18 protein-coding genes are annotated in these 20,939 nt (G+C 32.6%); 13 read left to right on the top strand and 5 right to left on the bottom strand.

Annotation, left to right across the window (positions count from 1 at the left end; all coding sequences use genetic code 11):
• Positions 1 to 27: 27 nt before the first annotated feature.
• The 8 genes from EI427_RS25390 to EI427_RS25355 all read left to right on the top strand — a co-directional run bounded on the left by EI427_RS25390 (position 28) and on the right by EI427_RS25355 (position 10,355).
• Positions 28 to 1,074, top strand: a complete 1,047-nt coding sequence (locus EI427_RS25390) for an aldose epimerase family protein (protein ID WP_126620371.1) — start codon at positions 28 to 30, stop codon at positions 1,072 to 1,074.
• A gap of 12 nt (positions 1,075 to 1,086) precedes the next feature.
• Positions 1,087 to 2,097, top strand: coding sequence for an L-rhamnose/proton symporter RhaT (locus tag EI427_RS25385; RefSeq protein ID WP_126620369.1), 1,011 nt, complete (start codon positions 1,087 to 1,089; stop codon positions 2,095 to 2,097).
• Between the two features lie 31 nt (positions 2,098 to 2,128).
• A complete protein-coding gene (locus EI427_RS25380) occupies positions 2,129 to 3,358 on the top strand; it encodes a glycoside hydrolase family 117 protein (RefSeq protein ID WP_126620367.1) in 1,230 nt (409 codons plus the stop codon).
• Between the two features lie 466 nt (positions 3,359 to 3,824).
• Entirely contained in the window at positions 3,825 to 6,035 is a 2,211-nt protein-coding gene (locus tag EI427_RS25375; protein WP_126620365.1) for a T9SS type A sorting domain-containing protein, read from the top strand.
• A gap of 1 nt (position 6,036) precedes the next feature.
• Positions 6,037 to 7,035 carry a sugar kinase gene (locus EI427_RS25370; RefSeq protein WP_126620363.1) on the top strand — a complete coding sequence of 333 codons (999 nt, stop codon included), beginning with the start codon at positions 6,037 to 6,039 and terminating at the stop codon, positions 7,033 to 7,035.
• A gap of 1 nt (position 7,036) precedes the next feature.
• Positions 7,037 to 7,723 (top strand): bifunctional 4-hydroxy-2-oxoglutarate aldolase/2-dehydro-3-deoxy-phosphogluconate aldolase, encoded by a 687-nt coding sequence (locus EI427_RS25365; RefSeq protein WP_126620360.1) that lies wholly within the window; start codon positions 7,037 to 7,039, stop codon positions 7,721 to 7,723.
• Positions 7,724 to 7,894: 171 nt separating this feature from the next.
• A complete protein-coding gene (locus tag EI427_RS25360; protein ID WP_126620358.1) occupies positions 7,895 to 8,995 on the top strand; it encodes a glycoside hydrolase family protein in 1,101 nt (366 codons plus the stop codon).
• A gap of 562 nt (positions 8,996 to 9,557) precedes the next feature.
• Entirely contained in the window at positions 9,558 to 10,355 is a 798-nt protein-coding gene (locus EI427_RS25355; protein ID WP_126620356.1) for a hypothetical protein, read from the top strand.
• Positions 10,356 to 10,411: 56 nt separating this feature from the next.
• Here EI427_RS25355 and EI427_RS25350 read toward each other — a convergent pair whose 3' ends face one another.
• From EI427_RS25350 to galK, 4 genes are all read right to left on the bottom strand, one after another.
• Complete coding sequence (locus EI427_RS25350; protein ID WP_126620354.1) at positions 10,412 to 11,473, bottom strand: aldose epimerase family protein; 1,062 nt, start codon at positions 11,471 to 11,473, stop codon at positions 10,412 to 10,414.
• A gap of 107 nt (positions 11,474 to 11,580) precedes the next feature.
• Positions 11,581 to 12,618: a UDP-glucose 4-epimerase GalE gene (galE, locus tag EI427_RS25345; RefSeq protein WP_126620352.1), complete on the bottom strand. Its 1,038-nt coding sequence runs from the start codon at positions 12,616 to 12,618 to the stop codon at positions 11,581 to 11,583.
• A 192-nt stretch (positions 12,619 to 12,810) separates the two neighbouring features.
• Positions 12,811 to 13,878 (bottom strand): UDP-glucose--hexose-1-phosphate uridylyltransferase, encoded by a 1,068-nt coding sequence (locus tag EI427_RS25340; RefSeq protein ID WP_126620350.1) that lies wholly within the window; start codon positions 13,876 to 13,878, stop codon positions 12,811 to 12,813.
• Positions 13,879 to 14,001: 123 nt separating this feature from the next.
• Positions 14,002 to 15,162, bottom strand: coding sequence for a galactokinase (galK, locus tag EI427_RS25335; protein WP_126620348.1), 1,161 nt, complete (start codon positions 15,160 to 15,162; stop codon positions 14,002 to 14,004).
• A gap of 174 nt (positions 15,163 to 15,336) precedes the next feature.
• On the opposite strand from galK, the gene EI427_RS25330 reads away from it, so the two are divergent.
• The 5 genes from EI427_RS25330 to EI427_RS25310 all read left to right on the top strand — a co-directional run bounded on the left by EI427_RS25330 (position 15,337) and on the right by EI427_RS25310 (position 19,783).
• Positions 15,337 to 16,380 carry a LacI family DNA-binding transcriptional regulator gene (locus EI427_RS25330; RefSeq protein WP_126620346.1) on the top strand — a complete coding sequence of 348 codons (1,044 nt, stop codon included), beginning with the start codon at positions 15,337 to 15,339 and terminating at the stop codon, positions 16,378 to 16,380.
• Positions 16,381 to 16,435: 55 nt separating this feature from the next.
• Positions 16,436 to 17,170: a GAF domain-containing protein gene (locus EI427_RS25325; RefSeq protein ID WP_126620344.1), complete on the top strand. Its 735-nt coding sequence runs from the start codon at positions 16,436 to 16,438 to the stop codon at positions 17,168 to 17,170.
• Positions 17,171 to 17,248: 78 nt separating this feature from the next.
• A complete protein-coding gene (locus EI427_RS25320; protein ID WP_126620341.1) occupies positions 17,249 to 18,259 on the top strand; it encodes a hypothetical protein in 1,011 nt (336 codons plus the stop codon).
• Positions 18,259 to 18,642, top strand: coding sequence for a hypothetical protein (locus EI427_RS25315; protein WP_126620339.1), 384 nt, complete (start codon positions 18,259 to 18,261; stop codon positions 18,640 to 18,642). Before EI427_RS25320 ends, EI427_RS25315 begins: the two co-directional genes overlap by 1 nt.
• Before the next feature lie 58 nt (positions 18,643 to 18,700).
• Positions 18,701 to 19,783: a hypothetical protein gene (locus tag EI427_RS25310; RefSeq protein ID WP_126620337.1), complete on the top strand. Its 1,083-nt coding sequence runs from the start codon at positions 18,701 to 18,703 to the stop codon at positions 19,781 to 19,783.
• Between the two features lie 112 nt (positions 19,784 to 19,895).
• Here EI427_RS25310 and EI427_RS25305 read toward each other — a convergent pair whose 3' ends face one another.
• Positions 19,896 to 20,726, bottom strand: a complete 831-nt coding sequence (locus tag EI427_RS25305) for a hypothetical protein (RefSeq protein WP_126620335.1) — start codon at positions 20,724 to 20,726, stop codon at positions 19,896 to 19,898.
• Positions 20,727 to 20,939 lie beyond the last annotated feature (213 nt).

Here is a 20,939-nt window from a genome sequence, read left to right as displayed (position 1 = left end):
TGAAATGAATTTAGAATTAACAGCACAATGATCAAGCAACAACTATTTGGTGTATATGAAGACCATAAAATACATTTATATACATTGCAAAATACGAACGGCATGACTGTGAAAATCATGACCTTAGGAGCAACAATTACATCAATTCAAGTTCCAGATAAAAATAATGAAATAACAGAAGTAGCCTGTGGTTTTGATCAATTGGAGGGTTATTTCTCTGCTGCTTATACGGCTAATGCACCTTATTTTGGGTGTACTGTAGGGCGTTTTGCATCCCGTATAAAAGATGGGAAATTTAAAATTGATGGTGCTGAATATGCTTTGGCTACTAATGATGGATCAAATCATCTTCATGGTGGGTTAAAAGGTTTTGATAAACAAATTTGGAAGTGTGTTAATCAGGTATCAACTGCGAAGGATGAAAGCATTACTTTTCAAAAAAGTAGTTTACATTTAGAAGAGGGATTTCCAGGAAATGTACAAATACAGGTTACCTTTACTTTAAAAGGGAGTAATGCATTGCAAATTAAATATAATGCTGTTACAGATCATAAAACACCTATTTCTCTTACAAATCACACGTATTTTAATCTTTCAGGGTTTACCGAAACAGTAGGTAATCATACTGCTAAAATTTTAGCAGATGCTTTCTTAAAAGCCGATCATACAAATGTTCCTGTAGGAGAAATAGAAGAAGTTAAAAATACAGTTTTAGACTTAAATCAAGGTCGTTTACTTTCTGAAGTATTTGCAGAATTACCAACAGGGTGTGAGCACTATTATCTTTTTAATCAGATGGATGAATTGAAGGAAGTTGCCACATTCGATCATTCAAAAACAGGTATCGCACTCCAAATACAAACTACAGAACCAGGAATGTTATTTTATACTGGCTATTTCACATCAAATGATTTAAAAAGAGAATCTGGAGATCAATTTGGTAGATATAGAGCATTTTGTTGCGAAACACATCGTTATCCTAACGGTCCAAATATAGATAATGCACCAAGAGCTTTCGCTACTCCAAACGAGCCTTTTAATAGCACTACAGTTTATCAATTTTCAACTAAATAAAAATCTAAAATCATGATTGAAGGTATTTTATGGTCGATATTTGCTGGGCTAATGCTCGGCTTATACGCTCTTCCAGAGAAGTTTACAAAAGAATTTGAGTTTGAAAATACATGGGGGTTATTCTTCATGATCAATACATTTATTATCCCAAATATTGCCGTATTTTTTATGGTAGATAACTTTGGAGATATTATAGCATCTTTACCTACAAAAGTGATTGTAGGAATGGGTATTGCCAGTTTTTTATGGGGTATTGGTGTAATGATGTGGGGCAAAGCAATTAATTACATAGGCTTATCGTTAGGCTTTTCAATTTTTATAGGTACTATTATTTTGGTAGGCTCATTAATTCCATTTATGATAGATGGAATACCTGATGATCACGTTTTCTTAACAATTATGCTAGGAATAGGTATTGTACTTATAGGTGTTATGAGTAACGGAAGAGCAGGTATTTTAAAGCAACAAACCTCAGACGAAGCAACTTCTGCACTAAAGTCAGATTCTATGCTGACAGGAATTATGATTGCCGTTATTGGTGGTCTTTTAGCAACAGGGTTTAACTATGCCAATACTGTTGGAGGTGAGATTATAAGAAACGCTTGTGTTGCCAATGGTAATCCAGAATGGGTAAGTGCAATTGTTGTAATGTATATTATATACATAGCTGGAGGTATTTCTATAGCCACTTATTTTGGTTATCAATTAACGGCTAAAGGTTTATGGAGTAATTTTGTAACTACACAATTTGCTAGAAACTCACTTTTAACTACTTTAATGGGCATCTTTAATTTTTCCGCTTCTGCTTTGTTTGCTTTTGCAGCATTTAAGTTAGGTAAAAACGGAGGAACTGTAGGCTATGCAATTTTTAATACAGTTTCTGTAGGTGTAGCAATTATTGGTGGCCTGATAACAAAGGAGTGGGTTGCGGCACCAACTAATGCAAAACGATCACTTTATGTAGGAATTTCTTGTATGGTGATCGGAATTTCTGTTATTGCATTTGGTAATAGCTTGATTTAATTTCTAATTAAATTTTTTGATATAATAAACTATGAAAAATCAACTTAAAGGACTACTAGCGGCAGGGTTGTTAGGAGCTTCATTATTTTCTTCTTGTACAACACAAACTGTAACAAAAGGAGAAGAGTTCTCGAATATTTCTGAAGAAAAATTAGACTTTTTAGGCATTACTGATAAAAACCATTTAAGTGCGGCTTCTAAAAGAGCATTAGAGTGGCCTGACTCATTAAATAATGATTGGTTTGGTGAATTTTCTGTTCAAGATTTAAAAGGAGACCTTGCGTATGAAGAAGGTGTAGTAAGAAGAGATCCTTCTGCGTTACTAGAAATTGATGGTAAATATTTTGTGTATTATTCTAAATCTATTGGCAAAACAGACGGTTTTGGTGGTAATATAGACAAAGATAAAGTTTTTCCTTGGGATAGATGTGATATTTGGATGGCATCGTCTACAGATGGATGGACGTGGAAAGAAGAGGGGTTAGCTGTTAGCCGAGGTGAAAAAGGTACCTACGATGACCGTTCTGTATTTACTCCAGAAGTAATGGAACACAACGGTAAATATTATTTATGCTACCAAACCATTAAATCTCCTTATAACGTAAGAACAAAAAATGAAGTAGGTATTGCTTGGTCAGATTCTCCTTACGGGCCTTGGATTAAAAGTGCTGCTCCAATTTTAAAACCAGCCAATAATGGTGTTTGGAAAGGAACTGAACAAGATAGATTTGCAGTAGAGAAAAAAGGAGATTTTGATAGCCATAAAGTACACGATCCATGTATTATTCCATATAATGACAAGTTCTATCTTTATTATAAAGGAGAACAAATGGGTGAAGCTGTAACATTTGGCGGACGCCAGATTAGACATGGTGTTGCAATTGCAGATAACCCTCTTGGGCCGTATGTGAAATCTTTATACAATCCAATTTCTAATAGTGGTCACGAAATTTGTGTATGGAAACATAAAGACGGTATTATGTCGTTAATTACTACAGATGGACCGGAAAAAAATACTGTTCAATTTGCAAACGATGGTGTTAACTTCAATATTCAAGCTATTATTCCTGGTGCACCGCATGCAATGGGCTTAAATAGATCTAAAAATACAGGCGAACCATTTGGTATTTTTGAATGGGGCTTAACACATAAGTATCAAAGTTATAATTACCAATATATTCGAAGATTTGCAGGGAAAAGAAAAGTAGTACATACTGCTAAGAACGAAAGAACTGCAAAGAAGACTAAATCGAGTAGATAGATTTTTTTTAAATAGAAGAATAGGATAGTTATTTAAGGATAGCTATCCTATTTTTTTTATAAATATGATTAGAAGAAATAAACAATAAGTTTAGCTATAATTAATGATTTTGCAGAGTAACTGTGCATTATTTCTTAATGCGTGATAAAAGTTTAAAAGCAGACCAATTGATTATAAAAAATAATGAGTTTACAGACTTAATTTAGCTTAATTATTAGATCTATCTTCACTTTATTCTCTTTTTTATCAACTGATATTTTTAGTGTTTATACCCTATATAGGGCTTTAAAGGTTGTTTTTTACTAGACAGTAACTAGATAGTACTTGCGTTTGCTTTGTACAGTATAAATCGAGTGATAATCTTCTGAATCACACCAATATTTTTATACATTTACAATGTCAACAAGCAAATTATAGAACAACTTCATTTTTTAGAATTCATCACACCAACAAAAATAATATCGGAATGAAATTAAGTTTATCAATAGTAATTTTTCTTCTACCAATATGGGCTTTAGCACAAAATATTGATGTAGATGTGAATTTAAATATAAAACATAGTGTGGGTAATATCTCTGAGTTTGATAGAGATAAATTTATTACTGTTCATGCTGGTTTACGTGAGAATGATTTTACTTTAGGAGTAAACGAACATCTGGATATGAAAGATGACCTAATGAATGGTCATGATGTTTATTTTGGTAGAAACACAGGGCATATTAGTTACATATTAAATGCACAAGTAAAAGAAGATGCAAATAGACCAGGGTATGCCGATTTAGAACATCTTAAAGAGTTATCTCTACCTTATAAAGCACAGTATAACAGTAATGTAAATTATAATAAATATGCTAAAAGAAACAATTCTACAATATTAGCAGCTCAATTACATCCATTTTGGCCAGACGGTCAGGAAACTAAAACAGGTTGGGCTTTTTCTGAAACAGACACCGAAAATGAACCTTTAGGAACAGCAACAGGGGAGTATATTGCACATTACATAAAAGAGTTTCACGATAACGAGACAAGTGAGGTAATGCCAAAATATTTTGAGGTTATTAATGAACCTGTTTGGCATTTAGTTGATTATGGAGCAACAGACATAAATAAAATCTTTGAGTTCCATAACACTATAGCTACAGAAGTTAAAAAAGAAAACCCTGATGTTTTAATTGGAGGTTATACAACAGCATTTCCAGATTTTGAGTTGAATAACTTTAATCGTTGGGAAGAACGTTGGAATACTTTTATGGATATGTGTGGGGAGAAAATGGATTTTTGGTCTATTCATCTTTACGATTTTCCTGAATTTAGAAATACAGAACAGTATAGAAAAGGTAGTAATGTAGAAGCTACTTTAGACATGATGGAACACGCTAGTTTTAATAAATTTAATGTAGCAAAGCCATTTGTAATTTCTGAATACGGTGCACAAGCACATGCTCATTTTAATGACCCATGGACGCCAGAACGTGATTGGATAATCATGAAGTCGTTAAACTCAATGCTACTGTCTTTTATGGATAGACCAGATTTAATTGCTAAAGTAATCCCTTTTGTAGTATTAAAAGCAGAATGGGGTAGACACAATGGAGTGCCTTATAACCCAAGGTTATTACGTCAGAAAAAAGAAGCTGCCGGAGAAACTGGAGAGGAGTGGGTTTATACAGATATTATCAAGTTTTTTGATCTTTGGAAAAATGTTAAGGGAACAAGAGTAGATATTTTATCAGAAAATTTAGATATACAAACAGATGCCTTTGTAGACGATAAAAAAGTATATATCATACTAAGTAATTTAAATCAAACTGAATCAACTATTTCATTAAATACTTTTGGTGTTGATAATGATAAAGTTACATCAGTAGAGGTTAAACATCTTTACGCAAACAACAATGAACCTATTTTGGCTGTTAATGAATTTACATCAATACCAGAAGAGTTATCTATTGGAGCAGAAGGTACAATTATCTTAGAAATTGATTTAACAGAAACTTTAGAAATAGTAGAAACATCTAAAGAAACTAAATATTACGCAACAGACTATTATCAAGAAATTAAATCTAATACTCCACTTTCATTTACAATTAATAATGTAATAAAAGAAAAACAAGGGGAAGTTGTTCTTCGTTTAGGCTTAGGAAGAGATCATGGTTTATCTTTAAAACCAACGGTTAAAGTAAATGGCGAAGAAGTTGTTGTTCCTACAAATATTAGAGGTGACAATCAGCTAGAAAAAGAACGTTTCTTTGGAGTTCTTGAAATACCAGTAGATTATGAATTACTAGCAGAAACAAATACAATCACAATTACATTCCCAGATAATTCGGGTCATGTAAGTAGTTTAGCAATGCGCGTATTTAATTTTAGCCTTCCTGTAGAAAGAACATTCGACTTACAAATGCCTCCCACAGCAATAGAAGGTACACAGTTGTCTAACAATAATTTAGTATTACTTCCAAACCCTAGTCAGCAAGAGCAAGTTTCTGTAATTGTAAAAGGTAATAAAATTCCTGAGTATATTGAATTTGTAGATTTATCTGGTAAAGTAGTTCTAACAGAAAAAATGGGTGTAAATACCAAAAAAATAGAGGTTAAAAGTCTCAAAAATGGAATTTACATTGTTAGAGTTCACTTAGATAAGCAAGTTCTTACACAGAAATTAATTATTAAATAGTATGAAAAAAATTGTCAGTTTTGGTGAACTTTTAATTAGATTATCATCACCGGGCTACCAAAGGTTATCACAAGCAAAACAATTAACTATTGATTTTGGAGGAGCAGAAGCAAATGTAGCAGTGTCTTTAGCACAGTTTGGTGATTCTGTTTCTTATGTAACTAGAGTACCCCAAAATGATATGGTAGCAAGTGCTTTACATCATTTAAAAGGCTTTGGAATAGCAACTTCCGATGTCCTTTTTGGCGGAGATCGAATAGGTTTATACTATTATGAAAATGGGGCAATTGGCAGATCTAGTAAAGTAGTTTATGATAGAAATTATTCCTCTTTAGTTACTTTAGAAAAAGGAATGATAGATTGGGATACCGTTTTTGATGGTGCAGATTGGTTTCATTGGTCTGGAATTACTCCTGCTGTGTCTGAAAGTGCAACTTTAGCATTAAAAGAAGGGTTAGAAATTGCAACTAAAAAAGGACTTACTATTTCTATGGATTACAACTTTAGAGGTAATCTTTGGAAATGGGGAAAAAGTGCTGATGAAGTAATGCCCGAATTAATGAAATTCAATCATGTAATGTCAGGAACTCACCCAGACGTAGATGTACTTGCGGGTAAAATTGATGACTATTTGTTTGAAGAAGAAGGACAGAAAATTATAAAAGAAAACCCGAACTGTAAGATTGTAGTATTTACATCAAGAGGTACAATTTCAGCAAGTCATAATACATGGAGCGGTGCATTGTATGATGGTGAAAAAGTATACAGATCTCAGCAATATGATTTAACGCATATTGTTGATAGAGTAGGTGGCGGAGACTCTTTTATGGCGGCATTAATCTATGGCTTAAGAAATTTAAAAAATCACCAAGAAACCATAGAATTTGCAGTGGCAGCATCGGCAATAAAACATACTATTGAAGGAGATCAGAATATCTGTTCTAAGCAAGAAGTACTTGATTTTATTAAAACAAACGGGTTAGGAAAAATTATAAGATAAAATGAAATTTTCTAGAATTGATATTGCTTTAATGATGAAATCTGTAGGAATGGTTCCTGTATTTTATCACAAAGACATTGAGGTATGCAAACAAGTTTTAAAAGCTTGTTATAAAGGTGGAGCAAGAGTATTTGAATTTACAAATAGAGGAGATTTTGCCCATGAAGTTTTTGCAGAATTAGTGCACTTTAGAAATAAAGAACTGCCTGAATTGGCATTGGGAATTGGTACTATTTACGATGCACCAACAACAGCTTTGTATTTACAATTAGGTGCAGATTTTATTGTATCTCCAATCTTAAATGCAGAAATGGCTAAAATATGTAATAGAAGAAAAGTTTCTTGGAGTCCAGGTTGTGGTACACTAACAGAAATTTCTTATGCAGAAGAACTTGGAGCTGAGGTAGTTAAGATATTCCCTGGAGCACAAGTTGGTGGGCCAGAATTTGTTAAAGCAGTAAAAGGTCCTCAACCTTGGTCTAGTATTATGCCAACTGGTGGCGTAAAACCCACAGAAGAGAATTTAAGAAGTTGGATAGATGCTGGTGTGCATTGTGTAGGTATTGGTTCTCAATTGTTTGTAAAAGATACCAATGGAGATTTTAATTTAGAACAGATTGAAAATAAAGTGGCTTATGTAATCGAAATGATTCATCAGATTAGAGTACAGGAAGTTGAAATAGTGTAAAGCTAAAGCGTATTAATTTTAATAAATAATTCTGCTGATACATGGTGCTGATAAGTTTTTTGATGCACCATGTTAAGCAAATTAAACTAACAAGACAACTATTAATTTCAAACAATTAGTGGATAATAAGCAAACTAGCAAGCAAACTTTTTACGAAACTAAACTTAAAAAATGAAGAACTTTTTACAACTAATATTACTTCTTACTTTCTTTTCTTGTAGTAGTACAACTAAACAAACTTTAGCAACTTATACAGTTGCTAAAGATACCGATGATTTATCTTTTCAAGATACTTTTTTAGGAGTTACTGACGATAATATTTTCTATGATTCTCTTAATTTTAATTGGGGTGCATCTATAATAAAAGGAGACGATAATAAATACCATTGTTTCTATGCACAAATGCCAAGAAAGTTTGGTTTTTTATGCTGGTTAACCGACGGAGTTGTTGCTCATGCAATTGCTGATAGTCCTGCAGGCCCTTATACGTTTAAAGAAGTAGTTTTAGAATCTAGGGGGTATGGAAATTGGGATGCTTATTCTGTACATAATCCCAGAATTAAAAAATATAATGGTAAATATTATTTGTATTACATATCTACAAATACTGGAGATAAGAAACTATCTACAACTCAATTTATTGAGGCAAGAACTAAATGGATGGAAAATGAAAACAGGGCATTAGTAAGAATAAACCAAAGAATTGGTGTAGCTGTTTCGGATAATTTAAATGGACCCTGGGAGCGTTTAGATAAGCCAATCGTTACACCAGCTGGACCAATTGCCAATATTACTTGTAACCCCGCTGTTACAGAACGTCCAGATGGCGGCTATTTAATGTTTGTAAGAGGAGACAAACCAAATAAAAAAGAACTTATAAGAAGTCAGGCAATTGCGTTAGCAGATAAGCCAGAAGGTCCATGGGTAATTCAAAAAGAAGCGGCTGTAGGAGACCTTAATGCTGAAGATCCATGTGTTTGGTACGATAAATCTAGAGAAAGATATTATGCAATATATCATGCTTTTGGTTACCTAGGTATGATAACTTCAATAGATGGTTTATCGTGGCATAAAGCAAAGAATTATAAAGTGTCAGAACTTAATTATAAAACTAAAGAAGGAAAGACCATAAAGGTGCATAGAATGGAGCGTCCATTTGTCTTTTTAGAAGATGGAAAACCAACTGTTTTTACAGTAAGCATTAAAACAAAAGAGCAAGATTCTTACACACTATTTATACCATTAAAAGAAGATAATCAAACATTAAATTAGCTATTTGATTTGGGGAGATTGTTAGATGTGAATCATTGTCTTTTATTAGATTAATGAACTACTTAATTCTACATTTAGAAAATTAAAATAGTATTCAACTAAATACTAAACTGATTACAAGGACGAACATTTATTATTGACATACATACAAAAGCATCTTTCGATTGAGAGATGCCTTTTTAGTTAACTTTTATTGATATTATTTATTGTTTAAATTGAAACAAAATAATGATTAAAGCAGTTTATATAATCAGAAGTTAGATGAATGCGCTTAGTAGATAAGTGATAAAAAAATTGAGAGAGTTAAGTTATGAAACCTCATTGGTAATGCCGATGAGGTTTTTTATTTGATATTTAGTTTCTGAAAAATATATTTTAAAATCACACGCCATTTTCTAACCATTAAATGCAACGTCCTATATAGCAGGTTCATTCCTCTTATTCTATGAGGTTGGAGTACAACATCTCAATTTTAAAGTCTAAAGTTAAGCACACCTTGAATTCTCCAAAAACTTGATTAATTTTAGATAGAATTAATATCAATACAAATATTTTTATAAGTATGTTCAATAAATTAAAGCAGATGTTTTCTTCTGCACCAAAAGAAGAAAAGAAAATAGTGGTAAAAAATCCAATGGATGATGCTCCAGAAATAGTACAACAGTACCATAGAATTCAGGAACGTATTTATTCTGCTATCAAAGAAGAGCACTTAATGAAATTGATTGGTTTTAATTTTAATGCACAAATAAACCATAATCTGCACGAACTTCCCGTTAATATTGAAGGCCTTGTAAAGAAGCTTGAAACACTAACAGAAGATTATGAATTGACCAAAAGTGATAATTTCTGGCCTAAAGTAAAAGAGGTGTTTGCGTCTTTTAGTTTAGTGAAGAATAAAGAACAGGTACTAGAATTTTATGAAGAGCAAAGTAAGTTAGATACATCAAAAAATGTAATAGAGGAACGTTTTTTCTTTTACTCTTCAGATATAGATTTTGATCATTTTAAAGATAAAGAAATAAAGGAAGTTACAGAAGAAGAACGCTTTGAACGTATTAATCAGCTTTATTTATCTCAAATAACAAGGGCTATAGCTCAGAATAACTTATGGCCAATAAGCTTTTTACTTCCGAATATCTTAGCTCAAGAAGAAGTGGGAGAGCATAATTATTATTTAGCAAAGACTATAGAGAAATTAATGCAAACGGAAGGTTTTGAAGTAAATGATCAGTTTTGGAATACATTAAATAAATTACTGCTTATTTGTACTGACCCTCAAAAGGAAAAGGAGTTTACGGAACTTCAAGAATATATTGATGAAGAAAAGGACTTAAATGTTTTAGAAATATTGCATTAAAAATAAAGCCAATACCTGTTTCAATAGGTATTGGCTTTATTTTATAAACTCAAAAATTACTTTACAAAGAACTTGTAAACAGTTTTTTGAGTATATGTTTCACCAGGGTTTAATTCCGCAGATGGGAAATGTGGTTGGTTTGGTGTATCTGGGTAGTGTTGAGCTTCTAAACAGAAACCTTCACGCTTAATTAAAGCAGTTTGGTTTCTTCCTTTTTCACCTTCTAACCAGTTGCCTGTATAGAACTGAATACCAGGCTCTGTAGTATAAACAGACATTGCTCTACCTGTTGTTGCATCGTATGCTTCACCTACAAAACCAAATTCACCGTAAGGCTTATTGATTACCAAGTTATGATCATAACCCACTCCAATTCTATTTTGCTCGTAATCTGCATCTATTTCAAGACCGATTTTCTTTGTTTCTGTAAAATCGAAAGGAGTACCTTTTACCGAAATAATTTCACCTGTAGGAATACAAGTTTCATCAATAGGAGTGAAGAACTCACAGTTTAATTTTAGATCAACATCAGCAATATCACCTTCACCTTTAAGGTTAAAATAAGGGTGAGAAGTAAGGTTAATTACAGTCTTTTTATCTGTAGTTGCGGTATACTCTAAAACAATCTCATTATCGTCAGTTAAAGAATATTTAACCTGAGTTGTCATGGTACCAGGTAGGTTTTCTTCCCCATCTGCACTTACATAAGAGAGTACCAAAGAAGTAGTTCCGTTTTCAGATTTTTCTTCTACAACGTCCCAAACTTTTTGATCAAAACCTTTAGCACCACCGTGTAAAAAGTTTTCTCCATTGTTGGTAGCTAAAGTATAGTCTGTACCATCAATAGTTACTTTACCTTTGGCAATACGGTTAGCAAAACGACCAGCAATAACCCCTAAATAACATGTGTTATCTAAGTAATCTTCTAAGTTGTCTTTTCCTAACAATACCTCGCCAAAATTACCTGCTTTATCTGCAGTTTTAAAGCTCACAAGTATGCCACCATAAGTAGCTACTTGCAATTGAGAACCCAATGCATTTGTTAAAGTATATAAGAATACTTCTTTACCTTGATTTGTTCCCCAAGATGTCTTTTCAATTTGTGTTGTTTCAATCATTTCATTACAAATTTTAAATACGATAGTTGCATTTGCTATATAGAATAGCATCACAAACCTATCATAACGATTGATTTGTGATGCTAAGAATCTCTTTTAAAAGAAAATTAAGCTTCTGTAGCTTGTTTTTCTCTTAATGCCACTTGCCATTTCCAAGCAGAAGAGGTCATATCATCTAAATTCTTTTCAGAAGACCATCCTAATTCTTTATTACTGAAAGTTGTATCAGCATAAATCTTTTCGATATCTCCTTCTCTACGATCTACAATTTTGTAGTTTAATTTCTCTCCAGAAGTTTTTTCAAAAGAATTGATTACTTCTAGAACTGTAGACCCCGTACCAGTACCTACATTAAAGAATTCGTATTTAGCTTTTTGTTTTTTGCCAATCATTCTGTTAAGCGCAACAATGTGAGCGTTCGCCAAATCCACAACATGGATATAGTCACGAATACACGTTCCATCTTTTGTATCATAATCGCTACCAAATACGCTTAACTCTTTACGCATTCCAATACCAGTTTGCGTAATAAAAGGCATTAAATTTTGAGGAACACCCAATGGTAATTCACCAATTAATGCAGAATCATGCGCTCCTACAGGGTTAAAGTAACGTAAAGCAATTGCTTTTACATTATCTTCAGCCTTTACAGTATCGCGTAGAATTTCTTCGCAAATTTGTTTTGTGTTACCATAAGGCGATAAAGCTGCTTGAACAGGAGTTTGTTCTGTTACAGGCAAAATATCTGGCTGACCATAAACAGTACAAGATGATGAGAATACAATGTTTTGTACATCATATTTTACCATATTGTCTAATAAGTTCAATAATGTTTGAAGATTATTTCTATAGTATAAACGAGGTTTTTCTACAGATTCACCTACAGCTTTAGAAGCAGCAAAATGAATAATGCCATCTAATTTTTCGAATTTGAATAACTTATCTAATGCTTCAGCATCTAATAAATCAAACTCATAAAAAGTAGGACGCTCGCCTGCAATTTTTGCAATACCATCTAAAGCAGAAGCCTCAGAATTAGACAAGTTATCTACAATAACTACTTCAAAACCTTTATTAATAAGTTCTACACACGTATGAGAACCAATATATCCTAACCCTCCGGTTACTAAAATCTTCTTTTTCATAACTCTTTTGATTTTCTTAAAACTATTAATTTGTTTGAAAGAACAATATTAAGTCAAAAAATCTAAACTGTATAGAAGAAACTCTATAATTACAGTCTAATTTATATGATTTAAAGTGATAAGAACTTTATAAACATAAGCTAAGAAGCAAACCATAGTAAGTAACTATGGTTTGCTTAATTAAACTACTAACTAACGATTTTCTTCTTCAAGAACAGTGCTTTTATAATGTGTAAGCGATTGTTCTCTTATTCTTGCAGCAGCAGTTTCTGCTGTAATATCTCTTTGTGCGTTTGCTAACATCTCGTAGCCTACCATAAACTTCTTTACTGTTGCAGAACGAAGTAATGGAGGATAGAATGTCATGTGCATATGCCATTCAGGGTGATCCTCTCCATCTGTAGGAGCTTGGTGGATACCTGCTGAATAAGGGAATGAAACTTGGAAGATATTATCATACTTTACAGTTAATGATTTGTACGCATCTGCCAAAGCATCACGTTCTTCTTCAGTTAAATCTGTTACTCTTGCAACAGCACGTTTAGGAACGATCATAGTTTCGAAAGGCCAAACAGCCCAATACGGAACTAGTGCAACAAAATGCTCGTTTTCGTAAACTACACGTGTACCTTGTTTCAACTCATCGGCAATATAATCTGATAGCATAGTTTTACCATTCTTATCAAAATACGCCAACTGATTAGCTTGTTTCTTTTCTGGTTCTAGTGGTAGCGATTCTTGTGCCCAAACCTGCCCGTGTGGGTGCGGGTTTGAACATCCCATTACAGCACCTTTGTTTTCGAAAATCTGAACATAATTGATGTAATCTCTTGCACCAAGTTCAGCATACTCCTTACACCATAAATCAACTACCTTACGGATACCATCAACATCCATTTCTGGAATAGTTAAATCGTGACGTGGCGAGAAGCAAATTACCTTACAAAGACCTCTTTCACTTTTGGCTTTAAACAAACCATTTCCTTCGTTTACTTCACCAGAAGGTATTTCTTCTAAAAGAGCAGCAAAGTCGTTTTGGAACGCAAAAGTATCCTTATAATCAGGGTTCACTTCGCCATTAATACGAGTGTTCCCAGCACATAAATAACAATTAGGATCATGTTCAGGACGTTGCTCTTCATCAACTTTTTCTACCTGTCCTTGCCAAGGTCTTTTAGCTCTATGTGGAGATACTTGTACCCATTCGTTCGTTAACGGATTGTATCTTCTATGTGGATGATCTTCGAAATTAAATTCCATTTTCTTAAATCTTTTAAGTCTGTATAGTTTGTTCTAAATGCTAGTTAGCATAGAAGTGAACGTAAATTAAAACTGATATTTAGCCAATCTTAATTTACGTTCTAATATAATTTAGAGCTTAAATTAAGCTTCTACTGATTCTTCAACTCTTGCACCTTCACCGATAACAACAGCATAAGCAGACATATCTTTGTTCATGCCTTCTTTGTAAGCTTTAGTCATACGCTCAATAAATGCGTCTACTGCTTCTTCTTTAACAAGGTTGATAGTACAGCCACCAAAGCCGCCACCCATCATTCTTGCACCAAGAACGTTGTCATCTTCTAATGTTTGCTCTACCAAGAAGTCTAATTCTGGGCAAGAAACTGCATATTTTTTAGAAAGACCTTCATGAGAACCGTAAATCATTTTACCTAAGTTCACTAAGTCACCTTTATCCATGTATGCACATGCTTTAGTTAAACGGTCGTTTTCTTCAACAACATAAGAACATCTGTTGTAGATAGTTTCGTCCATTTTACCTTCAAACTCATGCATTTGCTCAACAGATACATCACGTAAGTTGATAATGTTAGGATAAGTTTCTTTGATGATCTCAACACCCGCCTCACACTGCTCTCTACGTGTATTGTACTCCGAAGAAGCTAATGAGTGTGTTACATTTGTATTACAAAGAACAAGTTTGTGTCCTGTAATGTCTAAGTTATGGTACTCATACTCTTTAGTACGACAATCTAACTTGATTACTTTGTTAGTTTGACCGAAAGTAGAAGCAAACTGATCCATGATACCACATTTAACGCCAGCAAAGTTATGCTCAGACATTTGTGATGCCAATACGATATCAATTTTTGATAAGTTACCCTCAAATAATTTATTTAAACCTGTTGCTAAAGCACATTCCAAAGCAGCAGAAGAAGACATACCAGCTCCTAAAGGAACGTCGCCAGCAAATACTACGTCAAAACCTTTTGGTTCTAAACCTTTAATAGCTGTTTCTGCAACTACACCTTTAATGTAGTTAATCCAACCTTCAGTAGGAACAATGTTGCTTAGATCAAAAGAACCTTCTTCTTCTAAATCAAGAGCGTAAGCATTTACAGTGTTAGTACCGTTTAATGCCAATGCAAAAACCATTTCTTTGTCGATAGATGCAGGAAGCACAAACCCGTCGTTGTAATCAGTGTGTTCACCGATGATGTTTACACGACCTGGAGCTCTAGAGATCAATGGATCTTTGCTGAATAATGCTTCAAATTTTTCTACGATTGCTTTAGCTTGCATGGTATTTTATGTTTAAGTTTTAAATACTTTATTTCATTTCGATGCTTCAAATCTGAGCGTTAAATTTTAAATCGCCAAAATAACACTTCCTAAAATTTTAAAATAGCGTTACCGGTAACGTTCTCGGAAATTTTGTAACTTACCAATATCTATCGTTTTGTATATTTTTAACAGATGAAAAAGAAAAGACCAACCATAAAAGATATTGCCAGAAAATTAGATATTTCTGTCTCTACGGTATCAAGAGCATTAAGAGATGCACAGGATATTAACCCTATTACAAAAAGAAAAGTTGTAGAGTTAGCAGATAAAATTGGCTATAAAAAAAGTGTTTTAGCTGCAGGGTTAGCAAGTAAGAAGTCATTTCTTATCGGTGTAATAATACCAGAATTAACCGTAACATTCTTTGGTACTGTGATAATGGGTATCGATGAATTTCTTAAACCATTAGGGTACGACCTTATTATAGTTTATAGCGATGAGAATGAAAATAAAGAAAGTGATTGTATTGACTTGTTAATTGATAGGCAAGTAGACGGAATACTTATTTCTTTATCATTTAATACAAGAAAAGATGATCATTTACGCAGAGCAATGGAAGAGGAGATTCCAATTGTAGTATTTGATAGAATTTTGCCCAATAGTGTATTGCCCATACCAAGAGTTATTGTAGATGATTTTGATGCAGGTTACCAGGCAACAACTCATCTAATTAATAAAGGATATAAACGTATAGCATTTATAACTGGCCCTACAGATATGCACATTTCTCAGGAACGATTACTAGGCTATAAAACAGCTATGGAGAGGAACGGCAGAGGTACATCTGCAGATTTAATAGTTCCTACAATAGATTTAAGAAGGAGTGTAGGTACTGCTTTAGATAAATTGATGGTCTTAAAAGAACGTCCAGATGCGATTATTGCATTTAACGATCCAATTGCTTTCAAATTAATCAGTTTATTGCATAAAAGAGGAATAAAAATTCCAGATAGAATTGCAGTAATGGGTATTTCTGGTGATGCTATGGGAGAGTTATTTTACCCGTCCTTATCAACAATAAACCAACCAGCAAAAGAAATGGGGTACATAGCGGCAGGGTTATTACAAGATAGGATTAATGAAATGAAAAAAGCCAAAGATAACGGTAGAGTATTTATTCCAATGTCTATAATTAGAAAATTACCTGTACAATTAATTGAAAGAGAAAGTACTTGATTTTAAAGTAAGATCTTAGATTTTTTTATGTAAATTACTGTAAAGACATGTATATATGATAAAGCCAGAAACACCACAAACAGAAAAAGTAAGGTTAGAAGATCTAGCATCCTACGACTTAATTAATAGTATTGATAAAATAGATTATCAGAATATTGCAAAAATAGCCGCTCAGATATGCAATACATCAATCTCTATGATTAGTGTAATTGAAAGTGAAAAACAATGGTTTAAAGGAACGTATGGAATTGAGGCAACAGAAGGACTAAGAGAAATGTCATTTTGCGGACACGCATTAAATAATCCCGGAGAAATAATGATTGTAGAAGATGCTCGTTTAGACGAAAGATTCTATGATAACCCTTTTGTTGTAGAAGATCCTCATGTTTTATTTTATGCAGGTGTACCACTGGTAACAAATAAAGGGAATCCTCTAGGTACAATTTGTGTAATTGATAATAAACCAAATAAACTTACCATACAGCAACAAGAAACTTTAATGGCATTATCTAGTCAAGTAATGCGGTTGTTTGAGTTAAGAAAGAAGAACTATATTCTAGAAGAGTTGAATAATAATTTAAATAGTCATAATGTAGTTCTTGAGAAATTTATATTCCAATCGTCAGAGGATATTCTCGGGCCAATGAATTCTATTGAGAGTCTAGCAAACTTATTAAGTCTTTACAGAATTGATGATCCTCAAATATTACAAATAATAGATAATCTCCAAAAATCCGTAGATGATCTAAGAAATTTAATGGATGGGTTGAAAAATTATCAGAGTAATTAGAATAATAATAACATTTTTTAGCAGATTAAATCATATTAGTATATATTTATACTACGATCTTTTAATAATCCATTAAAAATGAAATACATATTACTCTCTCTCTCTTTATTACTTTCTTTAAGTACATATGCTCAAGAAGAAACGTTAAAAGAACCAACTGACCAGACGATAATTGCAAATACCGATAGTATTTATCCTTATAAATTTCCTATATGGGGACAAAAAGTGATAGATAGAGGTTATGATTTTCCATTACCAGGAGGTGTAGCATTGCATTATGTTTATAATGAAATGTTTCTAGATATTACAGATTTTAAACTAGGTTTTAATAATATGGGTTACAACCCAATTTTTAATAAAAACACCTTAGGATTTAAAAAAACTAGAGCAGTTTCACATGGGTATAATGTAAGAGCAGATCTTTTTGCACTTCCATTTTTAGATGTTTATGGCCTATTTTCTCAAGTAGGAGGTAGTACAGAAGTTAGTTTACAACCCAATTTTGGTAACGAAAAATTTCCCGAATTTAGTTCTAAAGTAGAATTTACCGCAATTGCTTTTGGTGGTGGAGCTACATTTAATTACGGTATAGGTAAATATTTTATCTCATGGGATATTAATTATTCAGCAACAAGAACGGAGTTGCTTAAAAACAATGTTGGTGTAGTTACTTCTTCTGCACGATTTGGTAGAAGGTTTAACTTTAAAAAACAACGTTACTTAGCTTTTTATGTAGGTGCTATGTACCGTAATTTTACTAATGCAGAAGGAAATGCTGGAGATATTACTTTGGCAACTGCAATACCAGGAATTGGAGATGCAGTAAGACAGTGGTATGGCCAATTATCTCCTGTTCAAAAGAAAATAATTGATGGTGTTAATGAACAAATTGGGATTGATGTAGGTTCTGGTAATATCGAAAATATGTCAATTCAATATGAAATCAAGAAAGACCTTATTCAAAAATTCACTTTCCAATTTGGAGGGCAATTCCAAGTTTCTAAAAGGGTAATGATTAGAGGTGAATATGGAGTTTCTCAGTATAGTAAATTCTTACTTACAGGTGTAAATTATAGATTCGGATTATAATGAAAAACCTTTTCATACTTTTCTTCACACTACTTTCATCATCACTTTTTGCACAACAGAAAGTAATGGAATTCTATTTTAACGGAGGAGAATTTTCTGTAACAGAATGTATGGTACAGATGCAAGATAGTGACGAAGAAGAACACACAGACCAAGCACGATTAAACTATACTAAAAGTAGTAATACTTTTACAGTTGATTTTGTCGACGACGATTTTAAAAATCATCAAGAAGAACTTAGTGGCTTATCTGCTTATGTTGTTAGCGGAGAACCTACTATTATTTGGAGTAAAGAAAAAGGATCTACACCTTTTGTAAAAGTAAAAGAAATTGATAATAATTTAATATTTGAATGGCACGGAAATAAGTTTGTCATAGACTAAATTTATCTCCTCTAGAATTATAGACAAGCACAGTATTACTACCAATAAATAGCGCATTATGTATTTTGAAGGAAATATAACAATTGATCCTAGTCAGTTAACGCAAATAGAAAAAGTTAAACCTACTAAAGCATTCAAAAGGATGTTGCATTACCTAACTATGGGTAATGTTTCAGATAAAGTAGAACGAGAAACATTTTCTGCATTATCAATACTACAACAATTAAATACAGTTCTCTTCCATTCAAAAATTGATAACATAGTACGCTTATCTCATGATGGAATAGATTTTTACTTAGATACGCAAGGAAAAGAAGGAGATTTAAAAGAAGCCTTTGATGTTTACGATTTAGAAGTTGACACATCTATGTCTGTGTACTTTAAAAAGCTTGTAATGATTATGGAACATGAAGACCATAATTTTAAATACCTTTTAGAAATTGATATCAACAGAACACATGATGTAGGAGAGTACCCCATTGCAATAAAAATAAATGGTTTACTAAAGCAGTTTAATAGTAAAAATAAAGAACGAGCTACATTAGAAAATGATATGAAGGGTATTTTTCAAGATCAAGAAAAATACAATGCTTTTAAATTAGAAAAACAACAGCTTTTCGAAGCTTTCTTACAAGAACTGAAAGTAAACATTAAATCATTAATGAAAGTTGATGATGTAAAATTAGAAATAAAATCAAAAATTATTGTTCCTGCTCAAAAAATAGCATCTACTAAAGATATACGTTATAAAAGAGAGTATGGAGACTATGGCATACATTACGGTTATTACGGCTTCGACGATTACCTATTTTATAGCATGATGTGGTCGAGCATGTCACACAATAACAATATCACAATAGAAGATTCTTTTTTCGAAACAGACTTAGGTGATGATATGGGATATATGGAATCCGTAGATGCTAGTTCAGATTATTTTAACGACGAAGTAGCTTCTAATTTTGATGATTTCAATACAGAAGATTCTCACCCATCCGATGATGTTATAATTGATGATTATGGTATTGAAGAAGTAGAAACAGAAACAGAAGAAAACAAGGCTACAGGTTGGTTTGATTTGTCGGACAATGACACATGGTCTGATGCTGATGATTTTGGGTCTGATGAGGACGATGATTGGTAATTGATTTATTAATAAAAATATAGATATAAAAAGAACTCCTGATTTAAAATAAGTCAGGAGTTTCTATTTAAATAGATTGCTATTTCAAAACAGATAATTACGAGTTACATTATTAAAATGACAACCTAATACAAGGTTGAGGTACAAAAGAGCTTGCTTTATGTTTCTTTAAATCTTTATTGAAGTGCATACCAATACCACATCCAATTTCTAATTTAGAAAATGAATCGTTTTTGAAAATGCTATTTCTGCCAACATCAAACAAGAAGCGTACTTGAGATAAGAAATCCGTTCCTAAATCTGCACCACCAAATTCTGCTCTATTTTTTACTTGAGGAATTAAGTCAACAAATCCTTGAATTCTAAATCCAGCTTTTGGCCAAACATGTAAGTTAAAAGCAGCTGTAATTTGCATAGAATTTTCTTTGATATTATCCTTCCTCCAATAGGCAGATACTTTTAAGAAATCTTTTTTTAGAGGTGCTTTAAAAGTAAAGCCTACGCCTACTAAACCAGCAGCACTTCCATTAGTAAGGTTTATTTGTGCATCTAAAGATACATCTGCAACAGGTCCGAAAGAGAAATCTCTACCTGTTACACCTGATAAACTTACCCAAGGATACACCTCTGAATACAATCTATATTTCCCAGATGTTTTATCTAATTTTTCGTTACTATAACCTGCTTCATAAAAACCATCTGGAGCAAATAAAAAGTTAACAAAACCATAAACACCACCCCATTTAGTAATTGTAGTATGGTCTAATGTAAACATTCCCATACCTCCATTTTTAGGATTTTGTCCGCAATAATAATCGGTGTTATTCCAGCCATATACATATTCTAGAAAGGTGGTTGATTTTCTCTCTTGAGCATATGAACTTTTAGGCATAAAAAAGCCAGCAATCACAATGATAAAAATAGAAAGGTTTCTTAAAAACATGATATTATTAAAATTATATGAATCCCTACTAGAAATTTCAAGTAGAAAAGACCACTTGATTTTAGAGAAAGTGATGTAGGTTTTCTTTATTTAAAGAGATAAGAACAATACAGTGTTATTTTCTATAAGATATATGTATTTCATATATAAGTATCATCACTGTTAATAATTATATAGATATCGAAATGATTTCTATATTATGAATCACACTTG

It is taken from the genome of Flammeovirga pectinis, assembly GCF_003970675.1.
GTDB lineage: Bacteria > Bacteroidota > Bacteroidia > Cytophagales > Flammeovirgaceae > Flammeovirga > Flammeovirga pectinis.
Note: the sequence above shows the minus strand (reverse complement) of the source record. Positions and strands in the feature narration are given on the sequence as shown.

Bases quoted from the DNA above. Each gene is read 5' to 3' on its own strand.
- EI427_RS25390 (WP_126620371.1), top strand. From the start codon at position 28: ATGATCAAGCAACAACTATTTGGTGTATATGAAGACCATAAAATACAT.
- EI427_RS25385 (WP_126620369.1), top strand. From the start codon at position 1,087: ATGATTGAAGGTATTTTATGGTCGATATTTGCTGGGCTAATGCTCGGC.
- EI427_RS25380 (WP_126620367.1), top strand. From the start codon at position 2,129: ATGAAAAATCAACTTAAAGGACTACTAGCGGCAGGGTTGTTAGGAGCT.
- EI427_RS25375 (WP_126620365.1), top strand. From the start codon at position 3,825: ATGAAATTAAGTTTATCAATAGTAATTTTTCTTCTACCAATATGGGCT.
- EI427_RS25370 (WP_126620363.1), top strand. From the start codon at position 6,037: ATGAAAAAAATTGTCAGTTTTGGTGAACTTTTAATTAGATTATCATCA.
- EI427_RS25365 (WP_126620360.1), top strand. From the start codon at position 7,037: ATGAAATTTTCTAGAATTGATATTGCTTTAATGATGAAATCTGTAGGA.
- EI427_RS25360 (WP_126620358.1), top strand. From the start codon at position 7,895: ATGAAGAACTTTTTACAACTAATATTACTTCTTACTTTCTTTTCTTGT.
- EI427_RS25355 (WP_126620356.1), top strand. From the start codon at position 9,558: ATGTTCAATAAATTAAAGCAGATGTTTTCTTCTGCACCAAAAGAAGAA.
- EI427_RS25350 (WP_126620354.1), bottom strand. From the start codon at position 11,473: ATGATTGAAACAACACAAATTGAAAAGACATCTTGGGGAACAAATCAA.
- galE (WP_126620352.1), bottom strand. From the start codon at position 12,618: ATGAAAAAGAAGATTTTAGTAACCGGAGGGTTAGGATATATTGGTTCT.
- EI427_RS25340 (WP_126620350.1), bottom strand. From the start codon at position 13,878: ATGGAATTTAATTTCGAAGATCATCCACATAGAAGATACAATCCGTTA.
- galK (WP_126620348.1), bottom strand. From the start codon at position 15,162: ATGCAAGCTAAAGCAATCGTAGAAAAATTTGAAGCATTATTCAGCAAA.
- EI427_RS25330 (WP_126620346.1), top strand. From the start codon at position 15,337: ATGAAAAAGAAAAGACCAACCATAAAAGATATTGCCAGAAAATTAGAT.
- EI427_RS25325 (WP_126620344.1), top strand. From the start codon at position 16,436: ATGATAAAGCCAGAAACACCACAAACAGAAAAAGTAAGGTTAGAAGAT.
- EI427_RS25320 (WP_126620341.1), top strand. From the start codon at position 17,249: ATGAAATACATATTACTCTCTCTCTCTTTATTACTTTCTTTAAGTACA.
- EI427_RS25315 (WP_126620339.1), top strand. From the start codon at position 18,259: ATGAAAAACCTTTTCATACTTTTCTTCACACTACTTTCATCATCACTT.
- EI427_RS25310 (WP_126620337.1), top strand. From the start codon at position 18,701: ATGTATTTTGAAGGAAATATAACAATTGATCCTAGTCAGTTAACGCAA.
- EI427_RS25305 (WP_126620335.1), bottom strand. From the start codon at position 20,726: ATGTTTTTAAGAAACCTTTCTATTTTTATCATTGTGATTGCTGGCTTT.